General features: G+C 65.1%; 19 protein-coding genes. 4 read left to right on the forward strand and 15 right to left on the reverse strand.

All coding sequences use genetic code 11. The annotated features are described in order from the left end of the window. Nucleotides 1–109 precede the first annotated feature (109 nt). Nucleotides 110–928 (reverse strand): class II aldolase/adducin family protein, encoded by an 819-nt coding sequence (locus tag AXK11_RS06550; RefSeq protein WP_068630515.1) that lies wholly within the window; start codon nt 926–928, stop codon nt 110–112. Nucleotides 929–1,228: 300 nt separating this feature from the next. Continuing rightward, on the reverse strand, nt 1,229–2,071 hold the full coding sequence (gene panC, locus AXK11_RS06555) for a pantoate--beta-alanine ligase (protein WP_068630516.1): 843 nt from the start codon (nt 2,069–2,071) through the stop codon (nt 1,229–1,231). A gap of 266 nt (nt 2,072–2,337) precedes the next feature. On the opposite strand from panC, the gene AXK11_RS06560 reads away from it, so the two are divergent. Next, entirely contained in the window at nt 2,338–3,567 is a 1,230-nt protein-coding gene (locus tag AXK11_RS06560; protein WP_068630518.1) for an LL-diaminopimelate aminotransferase, read from the forward strand. Between the two features lie 143 nt (nt 3,568–3,710). Continuing rightward, nucleotides 3,711–4,409: an HAD family hydrolase gene (locus AXK11_RS06565; RefSeq protein ID WP_082780985.1), complete on the forward strand. Its 699-nt coding sequence runs from the start codon at nt 3,711–3,713 to the stop codon at nt 4,407–4,409. A gap of 32 nt (nt 4,410–4,441) precedes the next feature. On the opposite strand, the gene AXK11_RS06570 is transcribed toward AXK11_RS06565, so the two are convergent. The 6 genes from AXK11_RS06570 to AXK11_RS09800 all read right to left on the reverse strand — a co-directional run bounded on the left by AXK11_RS06570 (nt 4,442) and on the right by AXK11_RS09800 (nt 8,994). Further along, nucleotides 4,442–4,996 carry a PqiC family protein gene (locus AXK11_RS06570; RefSeq protein WP_068630520.1) on the reverse strand — a complete coding sequence of 185 codons (555 nt, stop codon included), beginning with the start codon at nt 4,994–4,996 and terminating at the stop codon, nt 4,442–4,444. Between the two features lie 203 nt (nt 4,997–5,199). Next, on the reverse strand, nt 5,200–6,267 hold the full coding sequence (locus tag AXK11_RS06575) for an MlaD family protein (protein WP_068630522.1): 1,068 nt from the start codon (nt 6,265–6,267) through the stop codon (nt 5,200–5,202). A 14-nt stretch (nt 6,268–6,281) separates the two neighbouring features. Then, on the reverse strand, nt 6,282–6,413 hold the full coding sequence (locus tag AXK11_RS10290; protein WP_269446596.1) for a hypothetical protein: 132 nt from the start codon (nt 6,411–6,413) through the stop codon (nt 6,282–6,284). Further along, entirely contained in the window at nt 6,410–7,333 is a 924-nt protein-coding gene (locus AXK11_RS06580; RefSeq protein ID WP_231865785.1) for an ABC transporter ATP-binding protein, read from the reverse strand. The genes AXK11_RS10290 and AXK11_RS06580 overlap by 4 nt, the downstream gene beginning before the upstream one ends. A gap of 3 nt (nt 7,334–7,336) precedes the next feature. Next, nucleotides 7,337–8,473: an MlaE family ABC transporter permease gene (locus AXK11_RS06585; protein WP_068630527.1), complete on the reverse strand. Its 1,137-nt coding sequence runs from the start codon at nt 8,471–8,473 to the stop codon at nt 7,337–7,339. 287 nt (nt 8,474–8,760) lie between these two features. Then, entirely contained in the window at nt 8,761–8,994 is a 234-nt protein-coding gene (locus AXK11_RS09800) for a hypothetical protein (protein WP_156469236.1), read from the reverse strand. Nucleotides 8,995–9,264: 270 nt separating this feature from the next. Between AXK11_RS09800 and AXK11_RS06595 the strand changes: the two genes are divergently transcribed. After that, on the forward strand, nt 9,265–10,851 hold the full coding sequence (locus AXK11_RS06595) for a peptide MFS transporter (RefSeq protein ID WP_082780988.1): 1,587 nt from the start codon (nt 9,265–9,267) through the stop codon (nt 10,849–10,851). 27 nt (nt 10,852–10,878) lie between these two features. Here AXK11_RS06595 and AXK11_RS06600 read toward each other — a convergent pair whose 3' ends face one another. From AXK11_RS06600 to AXK11_RS06610, 3 genes are all read right to left on the reverse strand, one after another. Next, nucleotides 10,879–12,531: a TonB-dependent siderophore receptor gene (locus AXK11_RS06600; protein ID WP_068630532.1), complete on the reverse strand. Its 1,653-nt coding sequence runs from the start codon at nt 12,529–12,531 to the stop codon at nt 10,879–10,881. Beyond that, nucleotides 12,528–13,226, reverse strand: coding sequence for a TonB-dependent receptor plug domain-containing protein (locus AXK11_RS06605; RefSeq protein WP_068630534.1), 699 nt, complete (start codon nt 13,224–13,226; stop codon nt 12,528–12,530). Before AXK11_RS06605 ends, AXK11_RS06600 begins: the two co-directional genes overlap by 4 nt. A 244-nt stretch (nt 13,227–13,470) precedes the next feature. Further along, entirely contained in the window at nt 13,471–13,941 is a 471-nt protein-coding gene (locus AXK11_RS06610; RefSeq protein ID WP_068630536.1) for a DUF2721 domain-containing protein, read from the reverse strand. 119 nt (nt 13,942–14,060) lie between these two features. Here AXK11_RS06610 and recD2 point away from each other — a divergent pair, with 119 nt between their 5' ends. Beyond that, entirely contained in the window at nt 14,061–16,397 is a 2,337-nt protein-coding gene (gene recD2 / locus AXK11_RS06615; protein WP_068630538.1) for an SF1B family DNA helicase RecD2, read from the forward strand. A 26-nt stretch (nt 16,398–16,423) separates the two neighbouring features. Here the strand turns inward: recD2 and AXK11_RS06620 are convergent, their stop codons facing one another. From AXK11_RS06620 to AXK11_RS06635, 4 genes are all read right to left on the reverse strand, one after another. Beyond that, nucleotides 16,424–17,857, reverse strand: a complete 1,434-nt coding sequence (locus tag AXK11_RS06620; RefSeq protein ID WP_068630540.1) for an ATP-binding protein — start codon at nt 17,855–17,857, stop codon at nt 16,424–16,426. Between the two features lie 111 nt (nt 17,858–17,968). Beyond that, entirely contained in the window at nt 17,969–18,727 is a 759-nt protein-coding gene (locus tag AXK11_RS06625; protein WP_068630542.1) for an iron ABC transporter ATP-binding protein, read from the reverse strand. Further along, the gene (locus AXK11_RS06630; protein ID WP_082780990.1) at nt 18,724–19,623 is read right to left on the reverse strand and encodes an iron chelate uptake ABC transporter family permease subunit; all 900 of its coding nucleotides are present in this window, start codon (nt 19,621–19,623) and stop codon (nt 18,724–18,726) included. The genes AXK11_RS06625 and AXK11_RS06630 overlap by 4 nt, the downstream gene beginning before the upstream one ends. Before the next feature lie 292 nt (nt 19,624–19,915). Beyond that, nucleotides 19,916–20,824 carry an ABC transporter permease gene (locus tag AXK11_RS06635; protein ID WP_231865786.1) on the reverse strand — a complete coding sequence of 303 codons (909 nt, stop codon included), beginning with the start codon at nt 20,822–20,824 and terminating at the stop codon, nt 19,916–19,918. Nucleotides 20,825–20,840: the final 16 nt, after the last annotated feature.

Below are 20,840 nucleotides of genomic sequence, written 5' to 3' on the forward strand. Positions count from 1 at the left end.
AGAAGGGCGGATCGGGGAAGAAAGGGAAAGGATGGCCGGTGCAAAAAACAGCGCAGGACTTGCGGACACCACACGGCAGTCGGCCGATAGGCGCGCGCCGCGCAGCCAGTCAACACAGGCCGAGGATTTGCTCGCGGTACTTTTCGTCCGGGCGGCCCGCGATGCGTGCGACCTGCGCCGCACTCAAAAAACGCGGCCCGCCGAGGCTCGCCGCACCGAGAAAAACCTCGGCGGCCTTCGTCGCCATCAGGCTTGTCGCCAGCACTGCCGGAGCCGTCGCCCCCAACGCGATGAGGCCGTGGTTTTCGAGCAGGATCACGCGCGGCGGCTGCGCGTGCTTTTTGACAAAGGCGAGCACGGCGCGGCGAATCGCTTGGGCAAGTTTGAGCCCCGGGTCGACGTAGGGAACGAAGACGGAAGCGGGCCCGCAGCACACGATCTCATCGGGAAACAAACGCCGCGCCGCAAAAGTTCGCGCCCGCGGTGAGCACAGGATTGCGTTCACCGCCACAGGATGCGTGTGCCCGACAAAATTCACGCCGGGCAGGGTCAGTAGCCACGCGTGAAACATGGCCTCGACCGAAGGCTTGCGCGCGGCCTCGCCTGCCACGCGCGAGGCGAGCAGCGCCGCGTCCACCTGCGCGTCACTCATCCCCGCACGCTGATCAAGCGCGGCGAGCAGCCCACCCGTCCGGCACTCGGTCAGTCCGGCAGCATCGAGTGTCGCCAGATTCGAGCCACTCGCTTTTACGAAAAACGTAGCCGATCCGGCGGCCCCTGCCGCACCACCGTCACCGTGTGCCGCAACCACTCGGGCCGAGACGTTGCCCTCACCGAGAATCGCGAGCCGCCGCTCTTCGCGGCCGAGCTCATGGGCCAGGTTAATTAATGTAGCGAGTGAGGAGGATGTTTGGGGCAGCCGAGCCATAGCGTTTATTGTGCCCCCTTGTGCTAGCCGCACAGTCAGCGACCTCAACTCTTTAGGAAGGATCCCCTCCCGGCCACTGCGCGTGGGGCGGTGGTCCGTGACCACTTCCATTTACTGTGCGGTTTGCCCGTCGGGCGTTCCGCCCGACGGGCAAACCGCACAGTTGAGAACTCCTGACCTCCGGTCGGCAATGTTCAGTCAAATTTGAAGATCGTAAGCGGAACGAGGGAACAGGACGGCGCACCAACGAGTGCGCCGTCGGCTTTGACTCGTTTATCGGCGGCTCGTTGGCCGGCGTGCTTACAGGAGGATGTTGTCGACGAGGCGGTGTTCGTCGACCCAGGCGGAGATGGCCAGCAGGGACTTGCCGGGGAGGACTTCGCGCAGCGGTTCCATCGTATCGGGGTCGACGATGGCGATATAGATTACCCGCAGTCGCCGTTCTTCGCCGAGGATGTGGGTGGCTTCGGCGATGAGCCGGTCGGGGCTGCGCACGCCGGCCTCGACCATCGCTCTGGCCTTGGTCAAGGCGCGGTAGACGGCGAGGGCCTGCGAGCGCAGTGCAGCGGTAAACTCGCGATTCACCAGACCGTAAGCCAGCCCGTCGGGCTCGCGCTCGGTGGGCACCACCGCCACCTCGACCGAGTAGCCGAGGTCGGCGATCAGCTTGCGCACGACGGCGACGCGCTGCGCGGTCTTTTGCCCAAAGTAAATCACCTGCGGTTGCACGATGTTGAGCAGCTTGGTGGTGAGGGTTGCCACACCGCGAAAGTGCATCGGGCGCGATACGCCGCACAGCGGCGCGGCGAGGCGCTCCTCAGTGACAAAGGTCGAGTAATCCGGCGGGTAAATCTCGGCGGCTGCGGGAGCGAAAAACACATCGGCGCCCGCCTCCTCGCAGAGCTGCCGGTCGGCCGCAGGATCGCTCGGGTAGTGCTCGACGACCTCGTTTGGCGAAAATTGCAGTGGGTTTACAAAGGCCGCGACCACCACCACATCGGCCGCCGCGCGCGCCGCGCGGATCAACGCAGCCTGCCCCGCGTGCAAGCCGCCCATCGTGGGCACCAGCGCCACGCGACGCTGCGCCTGCCGCCACTCGCGGGTGAGCGGCTGCATCTCGGAAATACTGTTAACGGTGTTCATGGGCAGAGCGGCGGCGGGAGCGGTTGGCAGGTGAGTTTTTAAAAAACAGGAAAAGTGTAGACGAACACGGGCCGTAGCCCGGAAGGCCAAGCTCGCGCTTGAACTCGGTGCAACGCAACCGTTTCCTCGCCGGCGTCTGCGGCACTTCCATTTACGCTCCCGCGATTGGGAGAAACACGCAGCCACCGCGCCTTCCTGCTCGCGCAGGGGCCGCGTTCAGGGAACGCCCGCATGCGCCCCTTTTTCAGCCTCCCCTTTTTACCAACATGATCCGCATCAACGAAAACTTCACCAAACTCAAAGCCTCCTACCTGTTTAGCGACATCGCCAAGCGCGTCACCGCCTACACTGCGGCGCACCCCGACAAGCCGCTGATCCGCCTCGGCATCGGCGACGTCACCGAGCCCCTGCCGCCCGCCTGCGTAGCCGCGCTCCACGCCGCGACCGACGAGATGGCTAGCCGCGACACGTTTAAAGGCTACGGCCCCGAGCAGGGCTACCCCTTCCTGCGCGAGGCAATCGCCGCCCACGACTACGCCGCGCGCGGCTGCCCGATCGAGCCCAACGAGATCTTCGTATCCGACGGCGCCAAGTGCGACTCCGGCAACATTCAGGAAATCTTCGGCCCCGACATCCGGCTCGCCATCCCCGATCCCGTTTACCCCGTCTACGTCGATACCAACGTCATGGCAGGCCGCACCGGCCCCAACATCGACGACCGCTACCAAGGCATCACCTACCTGGAGTGCACCCCGGCCAATGGCTACGTGCCCGCCATCCCCAGCACGCCCGCCGACCTCATCTACCTGTGCTTCCCCAACAACCCTACTGGCGCCGTCGCCACCCGCGAGCAACTCGCCGCCTGGGTCACCTACGCCCGCGAGCACCGCGCCATCATCCTCTACGACTCCGCCTACGAAGCCTTCATCCGCGACCCGCAGATCCCGCGCTCGATTTACGAAATCCCGGGTGCGCGCGAGGTCGCAATCGAGTTTCGCAGTTTTTCAAAAATCGCTGGCTTCACCGGCACCCGCTGCGCCTACACCGTCGTGCCCAAGTCGCTGCAAGCCTACGACAGCAGCGGCGCCCCCCACTCCGTGCACGCCCTGTGGAACCGCCGCCACACCACCAAGTTTAACGGCGTCGCCTACCCGATCCAGCGCGCCGCCGCCGCCATCTACAGCGAGGAGGGCCAGGCACAGACCCGCGCGCTGACCGACTTTTACCTGGGCAACGCCAAGCTCATCCGCGAGGCCATCACCGCGCTGGGCCTGCCCTGCATCGGCGGCGACAACGCCCCCTACATCTGGATCAACACCGGCACCGACTCCTGGGCCTTCTTCGACAAACTCCTCAATGAAGCCCAAGTCGTCTGCACCCCCGGCGCCGGCTTCGGCAAATGCGGCGAAGGCCACGTGCGCATCAGCGCCTTCAACTCCCGCGCCAACGTCGAAACCGCCCTCACCCGCATCGCCGCAGCACTCAAGAATCGGTGACACTCACGCTCGCGCGGAGCTCGGAGCAAGCAGCTCCCTCCTCCCTGCGGCGCAGGGGCAAGACTTCGTGAGCGCAAGTGCGGCGGGGTCCTCGCCAACAAAGAAGCACCTGCGCCCCGCTCCGCGCGCGGCAGGAAAACACCATGTGCTCAAACGCGCTTAATCCTACGCGGTACGGCCAGGCATCCCTGGCCCAAGGCATATCGACTGTGCTGCTCGATCTGGATGGGACGCTGGTCGATGCGTTTACGACGATTCACCGCGCCTACTGCCACACGCTGCCACAGTTTGGCCAGGCAGCGCCGACACTCGCCCAAGTCCGCCGCGCAATCGGTGGCGGGCTGCGCGAGGCGATGCGGCACTTCCTGCCCGAGGATCAGATCGAAGCCGCCCTGCCCATCCACCGCGCCTTTACCCAGAAAATCTTGCTCGAAGACCTGCGGCCCATGGCAGGCGCGCTGGAGCTCGTCCGCGACCTGCATGCGCGCGGGGTGCAACTCGCCGTCTACACCAACAAGGACAGTGCAACTTCGCGCCGCGTGTGCGCGCACCTCGGGCTGACTCCGCTCCTTGCGGGCATCTATGCGGCGGGCGACACGCCCTGGCTCAAACCCGCAGCCGAACTCGCCGCGCATGTGCTCGCCCAGCTCGGCGCGGCTCCTGCGGCAACGCTGCTCGTGGGTGATTCGCCCTTCGACGTCGAGGCCGCTCGCAACGGGGGCTTCCCCTGCTGGGCAGTGACGACGGGGACGCACTCCGCCGGGGAGCTACGTACAGCAGGCGCAGCTCGCGTCTTCGCCGGCCTGCCCGCACTGCACCAGGCGCTGACGCAAGTGCCCTGACCTTTCCTTTCGTTCGGCGCCGCCACTCCAACCTACTCCAGGGCTCCTTGGAGCTCGGCGGCGCAAGAGAGGGCGAGCTCCTCAAGGGCGCCGCTCATGAGGGCGACCAGCTCCTTTACGTCGCGGCCGTCCCATTCGCGCGGAGTCGAGCGGAAGGCTGCGCGAGGGAGCCCGTCGAGGCTCCACTGGGCGGTGAGCTCAATCCGTCCGCCGCGCTCGCCCGCGCTCTCGCGCACGAGCTCGAAGCGTTCGATGCGCAGGCCGACGAGGCGCGGCGCAGGCCGAGGCGGCGGCGCGTTGAGGCGGGTACGCGAGCGGCTGGCGAGCTGGGCACGCAGGGCGAGCGTGATCATTTCGTCGAGCGGTTCGGTCCAGCGCACCGACTCATCGTAGATGATCTCGTGCTCGCCCACGCGGATCGCAAGCGCGCGGTTGCGCAAGTGCCCGGGCAGCGAAATGGGCGCCAGTTTAAACACCGAGTCGCCCGAAGGCTCGCCCACAGGCTCGCCGAGCGTGAAATAGCGGACGCGATCGGGCTGTGGATGGAAGACGCTGCACGCGCTGAGCGCGAGCAGCGCGCTGCTCATCAAGAGGGCACGGGCAATGCAGCGACACCGGCGCGGAAAGAGCGGAGCCCCCTTTATTTTGCGCGGCGGCGAGCTCGTAAACCGAGCCGCCGCGGCCCTCAGTGCCCTTATCTGATACGACAGGGCGGAGACGGGGCGGACGGGTTTGGACTGCGCCAAGATCCTCGGCGGGAGGAAAGGCTCGGACGTGGAAGCGAAGGGGATCATTTGGGCTCTTTCTTTTTACCCACAAGAAGGGCGTTGGGGTTTCGTGAGAGTGTATCGGCGAGCCGCTCAGCGGCGGCCGCCGCATCAGCGAGGCGACGCAGGGCGAGGGTCGCCTCTTCGCCCAGGTCGCGGTTGGTCTCGATAAACTGGGTGGCACGAAGGCTGGCTGCATTGAGGCTTTCGAGCGTGGTGCGGGCTTCGACCAACGCGGCGTCGAGTCCTTGTCCGCTGCTGTCGAGCTGCTCGTCGAGGCGCACGAGCACGTGGCGCAGCTCGGTGAGCGTTTCGTCAATTGTGGGCAGCAGCGTGGCCGCCTCGGGCTGGGACAGGAGCGCTTGCAGGCTGGAGCCGACGCCGCGCCACTCGGTGGCGAGCGCCTCGATTTGCACGCGGGTGCTCACCGTGAGCGCACGCAAGTCTTGCGAGAGACCCGCGAGGTCGACGCCTTTCAAGTTGGCGAGGAGCTCGGTGAAGTTGACCTGAAGCTCGGCGAGCGTGGAGCGCAGCGCGGGGACGACGACGTAGCGGCGCGCACCAGTCGCGGGGCTGGGAGCCGCGCCAGCCTGCGGTCGCGCATCCGCGTGTCCGGCGACAGGGAGGGGCCGAGCGGCGGCAGGCGCGGGCGTGGAGGGAGAAGCGGGCGGCTCGGCAAAGTCGAGCTCCACATAGAGCAGGCCGGTCGCCAGCCCGAGGATGCCGAGCTGCGCGCGCAGCCCTTCGTCGACGAGGTGCTGGATCGCCGCGGGGTCGCTCACATCGAGCTCCACTCCATGTGCATCGGTGATGACGGAGCGGTTGAACTCGCAAAAAACGCTGACGACGGAGCGCTTGGCCACCTGATCAAAGCGCACGCTCAGATCCACCACACGGCCCACGCGCACGCCGCGCAGCTTGACGGGAGAGCCGAGATCGAGGCCGTGGATGCTCTCGTCAAAATCGACGACGAAGCGCTGGGGTTTGTGGAAAAAGCTGATCCCGCCAAAGGACAGCAGGCCGATGACGCCGAGCGCGAAGGCACCGATCACAAAGGCACCGATAGCAGCAGGACTGAGTTTGGTTTTCAAAGGCTTCGACTGGTTTATTTGGCGAGGTCGCGGTCGTTAGACCGGTTCATCTGGCGGGCCGCTCGCTGGCGGCCCGTCGGGCCAAGGGAGAGATGCCAACCAGTGGGTGATTTTTGCGCCGGAGGAAAGTTGATGTCGCGGATCATGAGGTAATGGGGGCTTGTTGCAAAAATTCGCGCACGCGGGGATCGCTGCTCGCACCGGCGAGCTCGGCAGGCGGGCCTTCGGCGATGATACCGCGGGCTGCCGGATGCAGCAGGATAAGCCGATCCGCGACGCGAAATATCGAGCCCAATTCGTGAGAGATCACGACGAGCGTCGTTCCGAAGAGGTCGCGGATTTGCAGCATGAGTTCATCGAGTTTGCGGGCGGTGATCGGGTCGAGCCCTGCCGAGGGCTCATCGAGAAAGGCGATTGGCGGATCAAGTGCGAGCGCGCGTGCGAGGCCCGCGCGTTTCTTCATGCCGCCGCTGATCTCCGAAGGGTAGTAGTCTTCAAAGCCGCAGAGGCCGACCTGGCTGAGCTTGAGCGTAGCGAGCTCATTGATCTCGCGCGGGCTCAGGCGGCTGTACTCGCGCAACGGCAGCGCGACGTTTTCACGCAGCGTGAGCGAGCTCCACAACGCGCTGCTCTGGTAGAGCACGCCAAAGCTGCGGCTGCGCCGCCGCAGGCACTCGAGATCGTTACTGCCGAGCGACTCGCCAAAAAAACGTACTGCGCCCGCGAGCGGCTGCACCAGCCCGATGAGGTTTCGCAGCAGGGTGCTCTTCCCGCAGCCCGAACCGCCAATAATGAAAAAGGCCTCTCCGGCCCGCACCGAAAAGTTGAGATTCTCCAAAACCGCCTGGCCTTCGTATCCGCACGCCAGGTCGCAAACCTCAAGCGGGGGCACAGCCCCACTCATTGTGCGCGGCGTCGTTGCCGCCGCGTCCTTTGGCTCTTTCGTTGGGCGCAGTCGTTCGGCTGGCCTTTGGGCGTACCGCTCGTTGGCGACGCGTCCCGATGGCGGCACGCCCATTGTCTGGGTGCGCTCGGCAGATTTTTTTTCGGCAACGGAGACAGGCATTTTTCAGACTCCCAAGATGTCGAAGAGCACCGCGTAAACGGCATCGGCAAGGATGATGAAGAGCAGCGCCGTGACCACGGCCGAGGTCGCCGCGAGCCCGACACCCATCGCGCTGCGCTCGGCCTGGAGGCCGCGCAGGCAGCCCGCGACTCCCACGATCGCGCCAAAGGTCGCCGCCTTGATCAGGCCCGCCGCGAGGTCGGACATGTCCACGATGGTGAGCATCTCGACCCAGTAGGCTGAGGGCGAGATGTCGAGAACCGTCGAGGCAATGAGCATGCCGCCGAGGATGCCGAGGCAATCCGCGTAGAGCGCGAGCAGCGGCATCATGACCAGCAGCGCGACCAGCCGCGGCATCACGAGAAAATCGACTGGCGAGATGCCGAGTGTGCGCAGCGCGTCGATCTCTTCGCCTGCCTTCATGTTGCCGAGGTGCGCGGCAAAGGCCGCACCGGAGCGGCCGGCGATCACGATCGCGGTCATGAGGGCGCCCATCTCGCGTAGCATCGATATGCCCACCATATCGGCCACGTAGATCTCGCCGCCATACTGCCGCAGGATGAGCGTAGCGGTGTAGCCGAGCGTGAGCCCGACCAGCAGGCTGATCAGGCTCACGATGGGCAGCGCCATCGTGCCGCAGAGCTGCATCTGCTCCAGACAATCGCGCCAGCGAAACTTGCGCGGCTGCTTGAGCAGCGCCGCCGAGCTGATCGCGCACTCGCCGACAAAAGCCGACAGCTCGCGCACCTTGCACAGGGCATCGAGCGTCTCGCGCCCCACGGTCGTAAAAAAGTTTTCCGAGCGGTCGCGCGGCTCGCTGCTTTCGTGCGAGCGGGCGAGCTGGGCAAGCAAGTCGCGCAAGCTCGGCGGGACGGCGGCCAGGTCGCACTCGATCTCGGCCCGCTCGCAGCCGCACTTGAGGTCGAAGACAAAAAGCAACAGCGAGCTGTCCCAGGTAGCCGTTTTGGAAAAATCGAACCGCAGGCGGGTGGTGTGGCTCGCCGCGAGCTCGGCCAGGGTCGCCGCCGCACCGGGGCAAGGCTCCATGACACTCCAGCGGCCCGATAGCACGAGCGTCGCCGTCCCTGCCGAGGCAGTCGAGAGCGTCGCACGCGCGGGGTTTGCCAATGCCACTGTCATGTTCCGGGCAGCCTAAAAGCTGCCGATTTGCGGTCAAAGACCCTTTTACTACGTAGCCACACGGAGTGGGAAAAAGAACGAGGAAGGCTTCGGCGAATCGCAGCTCGCGCGCTCCGCAAAACACCGACGCGAAATGCTGCGGAGCGCTGCACCGCATGCGCACGGTTCGCGACGCCAGGCGTGCACAAAAAAAGCGCATCCGGATCGGATGCGCTGGGGGAGGCAAAACAAGCAGGAGCGGAAGCTGTGCGAAAAGCGCCGGGAGCAGCGGCTAAATGCGCCAGCGACTACGACGCGGCCTCAAGCTCTTCGAGCGAATGAACCACCTCAAACAACGTAGGGCTGCCCGGCTTGGCAGGCTTGTAGAGAAAAGCCTCACCTGCGCGCAAATCATCTTCGATCCTTGTTTTGGCAGAGGTATCGTAGAGCGAATTGTTGATGGCGAGCTGTGGATCTTGAGTGCAATTGATGTCCAGCACCTTGGCCATAAGGGCGTCATCCACCTCGAGTGTGAGTTTCATGGCACAGAAGCGATAGGCGCAGCGGGGCGTTTCCGCAATCGAAAGGGCCGGCGAGGCAAAGGGCTGCCGGGCCGGACACCAGAGCCCGGCCCGATAACGAAATGGGGGCCGGACGACGGGCAGCAGCAGCAGCAGCCACGGCGCCGTTGGCGAGCCGCGCTCGCTGCGGATTTCGCTTAGATGACAAAAAACGGATTCCCCCGTTTGTCTTACGCGGCTAGCGAAGCGCACGAAAAACACGCATCGGCGCGTGCCACTTCTCAGCAACGAATGATTCCAACACCTCACCACTCGGCAGGCAGTGATTCGGCGAGCGACTCCGCGCCCCACTCCACCGCCTCTGCCGCCCACTCCTCCACAAACGCCGCTGTCCAGACCACCCCGACCGACTGCGCCCAGCCGCGCACCACCGCGCATCCCCCCGGCCTGCGCACGCTGTTTTTCACCGAGCTTTGGGAGCGTTTTTCGTACTACGGGATGCGCGCCCTGCTCGTCCTGTTCATGACGACTGCCGCGGCAGAGGGTGGACTCGGGTTTAGCACCGAGCGCGCCGCGCTGGTGTACGGCTACTACACGATGCTCGTGTACATGCTGTCGATTTTCGGCGGCTACATCGCCGACCGGATCATCGGCGCACGCCAATCCGTGCTCGTAGGCGGAGTGATCATCGCCTGCGGGCACTTCACCATGGCGCTGCACTCGACCGCGAGCTTCTACCTTGGGCTCGGCCTCGTGGCGATCGGTACCGGCCTGCTCAAGCCCAACATCAGCACGATGGTCGGCAGCCTCTACCAGCCCGACGAACACGCGCGGCGCGACGCCGGATTTTCGTTTTTCTACATGGGGATAAACCTCGGTGCGCTCGTCGCCCCGCTGATCACCGGCTTCCTCGCGCAACACGCGTGGTTCCAGGCCTGGCTCACCGCGCGCGGGCTCGACCCGCAGCACAGTTGGCACTGGGCCTTCGCGGCGGCAGGCATCGGGATGACGATCGGCCTGATCGTCTACCTGCGCAATGCGCGCACGCTGCGCGGCATCGGCGACGGACCCGCGATCTCTGGCTCTCAAAAACTGGGAAACTTCGCGCGCAGCGGCCTCTACCTCGCCCTGCTCGGCGCTCTTGGCTGGGCCACGAACCAGGTGCCCAGCCTCGTTGGCGTGCTCGCTGCAGCGATCACGCTCGCGGTCATCGTTTACGCGATTTACGGCGGTGAAAACGGGCGGCGGACGGCGGCGATTTTTGTGCTCTTCGCCGCGAGCATCGTGTTCTTCGCCGTGTTCGAGCAAACGGGCTCCTCGATCAATCTCTTCGCACGCGACTTTACGGACAACCGCTTCCTCGGCCACGCGTTTCCCTCCGCCTGGTACCAATCGGTAAACTCGGTATTCATCATCGCGCTGGCCCCCGCGTTTTCATGGCTGTGGCTGCGGCTCGGGCAGAGGCAGCCCTCTGCACCGCTCAAGTTCACCTTTGGCCTCGGCTTCGTCGGGCTCTCGTTTGCACTGATGGTGCCCGCCGCGCGGCTCGCCGATCAGGGACTGGTCAGCCCGCTGTGGCTGATCGGGCTGCTGCTGCTGCAAACCGTTGGGGAACTCTGCCTGAGCCCCGTCGGGCTTAGCACGGTCACGCAGCTCGCACCTGCGCGACTGGTCGGCGTGATGATGGGCGGCTGGTTTCTGGCGACCTCCATCGGCAACTTCCTCTCCGGCTACCTCGCGCGCACTTTTGGCAACGAAGGCGGCGGCGAAGGACTGGCCGACTTCTTCGGTCAACAAGCACTCCTCGTCTTCGCCGCCACCGCCGCACTCCTGTGCCTCGTCCCACTCGTGAAACGATTGATGGGAACAAGCCAGTAACGTTTCACCACCACTGCGAGCGCGCCTCTAGAACGTGTAGGTGACGGAGGCGGAGACGTTGCGGGGGTTGCCGACCTGGATGATGCTGCGCGAGAGGCTGGTGTAGTGCGTCTCGTCGGTGAGGTTGTTTACATCGAGCCGGTAGCTCCACGCGCCGCGCGCGTAGCTCACGTAGGCGTTGGCGAGCGTGCGCGAGGGCAGGTAGAAGGAGGGCAAGTTCGGGATGAGGTTATCCGGAGTGGAAAGCGCCGTGTAGCCGCCCGGGGGATTATCGCCCGCGCGCTTGCTGCTGTAGTTTACGCCGATGCCTGCGGAGAGGCCGGCGAGCGGGCCGCTGCTGACGCCGTAGCGCACGAAGAGCGCCGCCGTATCTTCGGGAGAGCCGCGCAGCATGACGCCGCGCGGGTCGCGGTTTTTCGTATCCGCGTAGCTGGCGATGATCGAGAGACTGGGCGTGAGGCTGCCGGTGACTTGAAACTCCCAGCCGCTGGCTTCGCGCGAGAGCACGAGGTCGGGGAGCTGCGGCGTGGGCGGCGGCACGGCGAGGTTGGCGGGGTTGAAGACAGCGTAGGAGCTCTGGTCGATCTCGTAGTAGGCGATGCTGGCGATGAGCCGGTTTTCAAAGAGCTGCACTTTCAGGCCGACCTCGTCCTGCTTGCCCACGGAGAAGTTGGGCCGCGTGCCCAGGTAGACCGCGCGGCCGGTGGAGGGGTTTGCGCTCTCGCTGTGGCCGTAGTAGAGCGCGGCGTTGGGCAGCGCCTTCACCACGACGCCGTAGTTGCAGGTCGCCTTGCTGCCGGAGGTCGGGTAGAGCTGGCCCGCGACGGAGTCGCTGGTCGCCGCCGCGAGTTTGTTTCCGTTAAGGCTGTTAAAGCTCACGTGCGAGACGCCGCCGCTGAGCACGAGTCGGTGGTTAAACAGCTCCAGCACTTCGCTGAGGTAGGCCTGGTAGCGGGTGGTAAGGCCGCGGTTGTCGGTCGTGACCGGATCGCTGACGGGCGCGGTGCCCGGGCGCGAAAATCCGGCAACGGCAAACGAGGGCAACCGCTGCGTGTTGTTTTGCGAGTTTTGGTGACCGTAGCTGTACGCGAAGCCGAGCAGGGTCGTCGATTTGGCGAGGTCGCTGTCGACGATGTACGACCAGTCGTTTTGCAGGTCGCGCTCGCGGCGCCACGCGGTGCTGTAGGTGCCCACGTGCGTGATGGTGTCGCTGAGCGCGGGGGCGGGATCGGCGACCCAGTTTGGGGCCAGCGGGTCGGTGGAAGCATTGCGCCAAATGACGCCGCCCTCCCACGCGCCGGTGTGGGGATTGCGGCTGCCGCCCGGCGTGGAGAGGCCCCAGCGGAAGTCGGAGTTGGGCGTATCGATCTCGGCGATGCGGCCCGCGAGGCGCACCGAGAGGTTTTCGGTGATCGTCGAGGTAAACAGCACATTGAGCGCGTGTGTGAGCCCACGGCGGAAGGAGTACCTGTCGTCCGGCGCGGAGTTAAAATCGAGCGGGACGCCCTCCAGCGTTTTGAAGCCCGTATTCGTGCCGACGGAGGGATCCACCGGGATGCCCTCAAGGTTGGACGACTCCGCATCGTAGTACTCGTAGCGGGCGGTGAACTGCGTCTGCGGGGCGAGGCGCCACGTCAGCGAAGGCGAGAAGAGCCAGGACTTGCTGTAGGTGTCCTTCACGTAGCTGTGGCTGTCGGTCGCCGATGCGATGACGCGATAGGCGAAGCGCTCGCTGATCGGGCCGGTGACGTCGGCCTCGATCTTGTTGGCATCGTACTGGCCGAGGCGGAGCTTGAGGTAGCCGCCGGGCGCGAATTGGGGGGCTTGCTCACGAGGTTGATCGTGCCGCCCGGGACGCCCGTCGGTGAGAGCAGCGCATCGGGCCCCATGATGATCTCCATGCGCTCGATCACCGCCGGATCGAAGTTGGCCTGCGCAAAGGTCGAGAAGCCATCAATGCGGCGGCCCTGCGACTGGAAGCCGCGGATGTTTACCGCATCCAGCCCGTTGGGGAAGGTCGCCTCCGAAACACCGGCGACGTAGAGCGCGGCATCGACGATGCGGCTGCCCCCCACGTCCTGGAGAAACTCGTTGGTCAACACGGTCACGGTCGAGGGCGTGCCCATCACCTGTGCGCGGATGCGCCCGCCGGAGGCCGCCTCATCGGCCTGGTAGCGGGCGGGCTGGTTTACCGAGACCTCGAAGGGGGAAAGTGTGACGGTGTCGCCCTCGGCGCGGGCGGGCGAGGCGCGGTTACCATCGCCGGATGCAGCAGCGCGGGAGGCTGGCGCAGACTGCGCCTGCGCGAGCGCGGTAGCAGCAAACACGGCCGCAGCCAAAACAAGCAGCCGCGAGAAACAGAAACGTAGCGTCATCGAAGAAGGGGTTAGGGTTTGCGGTGCGCCTCAAGCAGCGAACGCAGCGAGGGCGCTTGCTACGGGGCGGTAAAAAGGGCCGCGGATATTCCGCCCGCGCCAGGCCGCAACAAGGACAAAAGCCCCGGCTCCGTAGTATCCCTGAGCCTCTTGATATTCACCGCAACGGCCGCCCTGCCCGCCCCGAAAATGCGCCCTGCGCATCGTGCAGGGCCTCTCCGCGGGTCGCCCTCCCCCCGCCCTCTCAGATAAATGGCGCAGTCGAGTCGGGCAGCGAGCGGCGCACCTCCTGGTGCAGCACGCGCAGCGACAAATAAATATCCCGCAAAAACAGAAACAGTGCCGAGATCAGCATCAGCACGCTCGCCATGAACAGCATCAGCATGAGCACCGCCAGATCCTTCTCCAGCAGCGCGGAGATGAAGATCACGATCACCAGGCAGCAAGCCACGAGCATCGTCAGCCCCGCGCAAGTCACCGCCCTCCGGATCAGCTTTGAGCGCGTCCACAAGATCGCGAGCTGGCCCACGAGGTGCTGCCGATCCTCGCCCTGCACCTGCCACACTTGAGCGGCCAGCGTGCGCGTGCGGTCAACGATCCGTGCCATGCGGTTGGTCAGCGTGATCATGAAGGCCCCGATACCCGAGATCAGGATCACCGGCGTGATCGCCAGTTGGATAATAGACAGGAGCGTGGAGCTATGCAGTTCGTCCATAAATGCGCAGCGGTTAGGAATTGGTTGGGCGCAATAAATCTCGCGCGCTCCGGTAGCACAATCCAAAGCATGCCTTTCGCAAACGCGGCGCCCACCCACACGCGCCCGCCTCCCGTCCCATGTGCGCCGCCCCCACCAACGCAGAAACACTAGTCGGCGTCCTCGAACGCATCATCTTCTTTAACGAGGAAAACCACTACACCATCGCCGAGCTGCGCCCCGAAGCCCTGCGCGGCGGCCCCGCCCACACGCGCGACGAACGCGACGGCGAGGAGCCCAAGGTCACCATCGTGGGCGCCCTGCCCGGCGTCGAATGCGGCGAGACCCTGCACCTGCGCGGTGAGTGGACGCACCACACGCAGCACGGCCCGCAGTTTCGCATCGCCGAGTTCAAGAGCGAGCTGCCCGCCTCCGTCTACGGCATCCGCAAGTACCTCGGCAGCGGCCTCGTGCCCGGCATCGGCAAAGTCTACGCCACCAAGATCGTCGATGCCTTCGGCGCCGACACCTTTCGCGTCCTCAGCGAAGACTCCGGGCGCCTGCGCCGCGTCCCCGGCATCGGTAAAAAACGCGCCACTTCCATTAAACAGGCCTGGGACGAAAAACGCGCCGAGCGCGAGCTGTACATCTTCCTGCAAACCTACGGCGTGACGCCCGCGCGCTGCGTCAAACTCGTCAACCGCTTCGGCGCCGAGGCGAAACAGATCCTCAGCGAAAACCCCTACCGCGTCGCCCGCGAGATCGACGGCATCGGCTTCAAAACCGCCGACCAGATCGCCATCAACCTGGGCTTCGCCAACGACGCGCCCCCGCGCCTCGACGCCGGCCTGCTCTACGCCCTCGAAACGCTCCAGGAAGACGGCCACAGCGCTTACCCGCGCTCCGAGCTCGCTGCCCACAGCGCCGCACTCCTCAACACCGAGCGCGACCTCGTCGAAGCCCGCATCGACGCGCTGATCGCCGCCCGGGCAATCGTCGCCCACGACGCCCCGCCCCGCGCCACAAACGCGCAAGGCCAGATCCTCCAGCTCCCGCTAAACCACCGCGCCGAATCGCGCATCGCCGCCGCCATCTCCCGCCTCCTGCAAACCCCCAGCGGCCTGCCCTCAATCAAGATCGACGCCGCGGTCGACTGGGCCGCGCAAAAGGCGGGCTTCACCTTCCACCCGCTCCAGGCCAGCGCGCTGCGCGCCGCACTCGCGCATAAAGTCTCGATCCTCACCGGCGGCCCCGGCACGGGGAAGACCACGATCCTGCGCGCGCTGGTCGACATCCTGCGCGCGAAGAAAACCCGCGTGCACCTCGCCGCACCCACAGGCCGCGCTGCCCAGCGCCTCGCCGAAACCACCGGCGGCTACGCCTCCACGATCCACCGGCTCCTCAAGTTCGAGCCCGCCAAAGGCCGCTTCGCCGCCAACGAAAACTCACCGCTGGCGACCGACTTCCTCATCGTTGACGAAGCCTCGATGCTCGACGTGCGGCTCGCCGCCGCGCTCCTCGCCGCCGTCCCCAACCGCGCACACCTCCTGCTCGTCGGCGACACCGACCAGCTCCCCAGCGTCGGCGCCGGCGATGTGTTAAACGACCTCATCGCCGTCGCCCAAACTACGGGGGACGCGCCCACCGCCGCCGCGGCCGCAGCAGCAGCGGCGGCAACGGCGGCGACCACGGCAACAACCTTTCCCGTTACGCGGCTCTCCGCCATCTACCGCCAGAAAGGCCAAAGCGGCATCGTCACCACCGCCCACGCCATCAACGCCGGAGACCCCGCCACGCCGCCCCTCCATCAAGACTTCGACACGCTCCAGGCCTGGGCCGATCTCTCCTTCATCGCCGCGACAGACGCGCAGGACTGCGTCGCCAAAATCCTCGACCTGTGCTCCCAGCACATCCCCCGGCTGCTCCGCTGGCCGCACCCCATCCGCGACCTGCAAGTCCTCGCGCCCATGCACAAAGGCGCCGCCGGAGTCGCCAACCTCAACGCCCAGCTCCAGGCCGCGCTCAACCCGCAGCCCCAAGGCATCCGCTGGAGCGGCATCGAGTTTCGCGCGGGCGATAAAATCATCCAGCTACGCAACAACTACGACCTGAACCTCTTCAACGGCGACATCGGCACCATCACCGCCATCGATGGTCGCGAAGGCACGCTCAGCGCCGACTTCGACGGCGAGACACACACGCTCACCCGCCGCGATTTTGGCGACCTCGCCCACGCCTACTGCATCAGCATCCACAAGTCCCAGGGCAGCGAGTACCCCATCGTCATCATCCCGCTGCTCAAGGCGCACTTCATGATGCTCCAGCGCAACCTGCTCTACACCGCCATCACCCGCGGGAAGAAAAAAGTCTTCCTCGTCGGCGACCCCACCGCCTACGCGATGGCCGTGCGCAACGCCGAGTCCAAACAACGCTGTACCCACCTGCGCCCCGCCCTGCACACCGAGCTCGGCAGATGATCCGGCGCGCCAGTAGCCGAACCGGATCAGAGCGAAAGCTGCCCCGCGCTGTTCACGGCATTGACTCCATCGTGATAGGCCATGACTGCGGCAGGCCATTGGTAAATGCGCACTCCCTCGACCTCTGTATTGGAAAAAACGCCACGCGTCGTTGCCCAGACTTCTGGTAATGCGTTTTGCCGGGCAAACCGGATGAGCCCCCGCAACTCTTCGGGCCGCTGCGCATTCCGGTCACTCCACTTGATCTCCAGAGCCCCTGTCGGGCGCAGCCCTTGGGAAGACTCCACAAGATCCACCTCGTAATCGCGTTTCCCCCAACGCGCGTAGTTGAGCCGCGCACTGGTGTGAAAGCGCTGCGCGAAAATCGCCGTTTCGACCAAGTGCCCGAACTCGGCATCATCAGCACTCCTCGCGCCAAACAGTCCGGCGAACATTGCTGGATTGGTCAGGTAAACTTTAAAACTCCGCGAGCGCTGATAACGCCTCCCGTCCTGATCCACGCGGAAAACCCGCCTGATCAGGAAGGCAGACTCCAGGTACTCGATGTAGCGTTGTATGGTCGGTTTCCCCACACCACTGCGTTGTGAGATCTGCTCTAGGGAAACCTCTTCGGCGGTGTTGAACGCCAGCAGCGTAAACAATGCATTCAGCTCCTGAATATCCTGGATGCCATAGAGCTGCGGGAGATCACGCAGGAGCACCTTCTCGACAATGTCGCTCTTTACGAAGCGCACGGGATTCCCCCGCACCGTGTCCGACAAGGCCAGCTCAGGATAGCCCCCGTAGTTTATGTAATCGGCAAACTGCGAGTTGAGCCTGGCCAAATCCCGCACGCGATACCTCCCATGCTGCGGCGCATCGCCCGCGGTATTTTCTCCCTCCTCGATCTCGCTGGGCTCCTCGCGCAGCGACAGGTACTCATCAAAAGTCAGCGGAGGGAGCAGAAAGTCCGTAAAACGCCCCGCCCCTGATTCTGTACTCTGGCGCTTAAGCGCAGCGGCCGCCGAGCCCGAAACGAGTAGCCGCAAATCAGGGCGGTGATCGACCAGCGGCTTCAGGTGTTTTTCCCAGTCCTTGTGGGATTGGATTTCGTCGAAAAACAGAAACCTCAGGCCCTGCCCCTGTGGCGTAGCCTGCTCTATCTGTGCGATAAGGCTCTCCAGCGTCTGCCCATGTAAAAGCGGATGATCCATCTCCACATACGCACAGCACTGTCCGGAAATCCCTCTGCGGAGGAGCTCACCTATCAAGTGCTGGATGAGAATTGTCTTCCCCACCCGCCTGGGCCCCAGCAGCACCACCGCCCGGTGCAGTGACTCATCACTTAACAAGGCGAGCACCTGCCCCAAATAGGCCCGGGGTCGCAGCCCGGCAGCCGGAAAATCGAGTTTTCCCGTCTCCCACCACGGATTCAGCCGTTTCAGGTGCACCTTAATCTGTTGATCTAGAAAATCTTTCATCGCAAATGCCGGTTAAGCATAGTCCACTATTCTTAAGTGACCTGCGGGGAGCCAGCGCATATTTCCCGCGCGTGTGTGGGTGGTTGCTGCGCGGTTTTCTCTCCGCCCGCTCTATTCGTAGAACAGGGCGATGGGGCGGGTGCCGATCCGGTGGATGCTGATCTCCATGTCGTAGATCTGGCCCAGCATTTCGGGCTGGATGATGGTCTCCACGCTGCCGCTCGCCCAGACTTTGCCTTCGCGCATCGCGATGATGCGGTCGGAGTACCACGCGGCGAAATTGATGTCGTGCAGCACGAGCACGACGGTCTTGCCCAGCTCGCGCGTGGCGCGGTGCAGGATCTTCATCATCCCGCGGGCGTGTTTCATATCGAGGTTGTTGAGCGGCTCGTCGAGCAGCACGTAGTCGGTGTCCTGGCAAAGCACCATCGCCACAAAGGCGCGTTGGCGTTGGCCGCCGGAGAGTTCGTCGAGGAAGCGGCCAGCCAGCGGTTCGAGTTCGAGATAAGCCAGCGCGCGCTCGATGTAGACCTTATCCTCGGTCGTCAGCCGCCCTTTGGAGTACGGGTAGCGGCCGAAGCTTACGAGGTCGTGCACGGTCAGGCGCGAGGACAGGTGGTTGTCCTGGCGCAGGATCGAGAGGCGCTGCGCGAGCTGCGCATCGGGCGTCTGGGTGACGTCGAGCCCATCGACGGTGACGGTGCCCGCATTCATCGGCAGCAGCCGCGCCATGAGCGACAGCAGCGTGGACTTGCCCGCGCCGTTGGGGCCGATGATCGAGGTCAGGCCGCCGCCCGGGATGGTAAGCGAGACGTTATCGACGACAAGCGTGCGGCCATAGGCCTTGGAAACGGAGTGGGTGACGATCATCGCGCGCGGCTTTGTTTGAGGATCATGAGGATGAAGACCACGCCGCCCAAAAACTCGATGACGATGGCCAGCGCAGTGTTAAACGCGAATACCCGCTCAAGCACGACCTGGCCGCCGACCAGCAGCACGACCGCCAGCAGCACCGCCGCGGGCAGCAGGTGCCGATGCCGGTGGCTGCCCACGAGATAATGTGCGAGCGCGGAGACCAGCAGGCCGAAAAACAGGACGGGGCCGACCAGCGCCGTAGACACGGCCACGAGGATGGAGACCAGGATCAAGACCAGCGTGACCACGCGCCGGTGCGCCACGCCGAGGTTGATCGCTGTGGCGCGGCCAAGCGCGAGCACGTCGAAAGTGTGAAACAACCGCGCACCCGCGAGCGTGACCAGCGCCACGATGAGCGCCGAGATCGCGAGCAGCGTTTTATCAATCGAGTTGAAACTGGCGAACAGCGTGTCGCTCAGGACGGCAAACTCGTTGGGGTCGAGGATGCGCTGCACGAAGTTTGCCAGGCTTCGAAAGAGCACGCCGAAGATGATGCCGACGAGCACCAGCAGGTGCAGGCTGCGCTCCCCGCCCGAGAAGAGCCAGCGGTACAGCAGCCCCGCAAAAACGACCAGCAGCACGGTGTCCGCGAGAAAGCGCAGGCGCGGGTCAATCGACAGCGTGGCCTGCGAGCCGAGCACGGCGAAGAGCAGCGTCTGCCCCAGCACGAAGAGCGAGTCGAAGCCCATGACTGCCGGAGTCAGAATGCGGTTATTGGTCACCGTCTGAAACAGCACGGTGGACACCGCCACGGTGTAGGCGACGAGCAGGAGCGCCGCCAGCTTGGTCGCCCGAAAGGGCAGGATGAAACTCCAACTGCCCTGCGCCCCCAGCGTCATGAAGGCGAACATCGCGGCCAGCGCCAATACGAGGAGCACCGCCAGCACGACTCTCGGCCTGCGGGGGTGCTCGACCCGCTTATTGGCCGCAGTGTCGCGGTCGCAGGCCGGGCCACTGCGCGCGGCAGGCGCGGCCTGTTTGCCCTGCGCGTTCCCGTTGGCCGCACGGGGTACTCCGCCCTCTTGATTATGCGCGCCCTCGCCGGGAACACGTCGGGCGGCCTGTTCGCTGGTCGCGGCACCAGCCCCGCTGTCCGCACGCGCGGGTGCGGGCACTTCCTCTGGCGCGGGTTTGGCTGAGACGTCAGTTGGCATGGCGGCGCTTGCGCAGGAGCAGGTACAGAAAGAGCGCGCTGCCGGTCACGCCCACAACTGTGCCGATCGGGATTTCATAGGGCGCACGGATCGTCCGCCCCAGCATGTCGCAAGCCAGCACGAAGAGGCTGCCCAATATCGCGACCCAAGGGATCGCGCGGCGCATGTTGTCGCCGATGACGAGGCTCACGATATTCGGCACGACCAGCCCGAGAAAAGGGATCATGCCCACCGTCACCACCACCGTCGCACTCACCAGCGCGACGATGAGGAAGCCCAGGTTGACGACACGCCGGTAGTTGAGCCCCAGATTCGTCGTAAAGTCGCGCCCCATGCCGGCCACCGTCAACCGGTCGGCCAGCACATAGGCAGCTAGCGCAAAAACGAAGCCGAGCCAGAGCAGCTCGTAGCGTCCGCGCAACACGCCGGAGAAGTCGCCCGTCGTCCACGCGAGCAGCGATTGCAGCAAGTCATAGCGATACGCGAAAAACGTAGTCACCGCGCTGATCACACCGCCCAGCATGATGCCGATCAGCGGCACCAGCAGGATGTCGCGCAGCGGCACCGCACGCAGGATCCGCAAAAACAACAGCGTGCCCGCGAGTGCGAAACCTGCCGCGACCAGCATCTTCCCGAACACGGAAAGCCCCGGCGCAACGAGCGATACCACCAGCAGCCCGAGGCTCGCCGATTGCAGCGTGCCCGCCGTCGCGGGCTCGACGTAGCGGTTGCGCACAAGCATCTGCATGATGAGGCCGGCGATCGCCATGCTGCTGCCCGCCAGCACCAGCGCGACCGTGCGCGGCACGCGGCTCACGAGCAGCACCCGCCGGGCCTGCGCAGCGGTATCGCCCCGCCACAGCGTGTCCAGCGACACGTCGCTCACGCCGATAAACAGGCTCCCCCCCGCCCCC

It is taken from the genome of Cephaloticoccus primus, from assembly GCF_001580015.1.
GTDB lineage: Bacteria > Verrucomicrobiota > Verrucomicrobiia > Opitutales > Opitutaceae > Cephaloticoccus > Cephaloticoccus primus.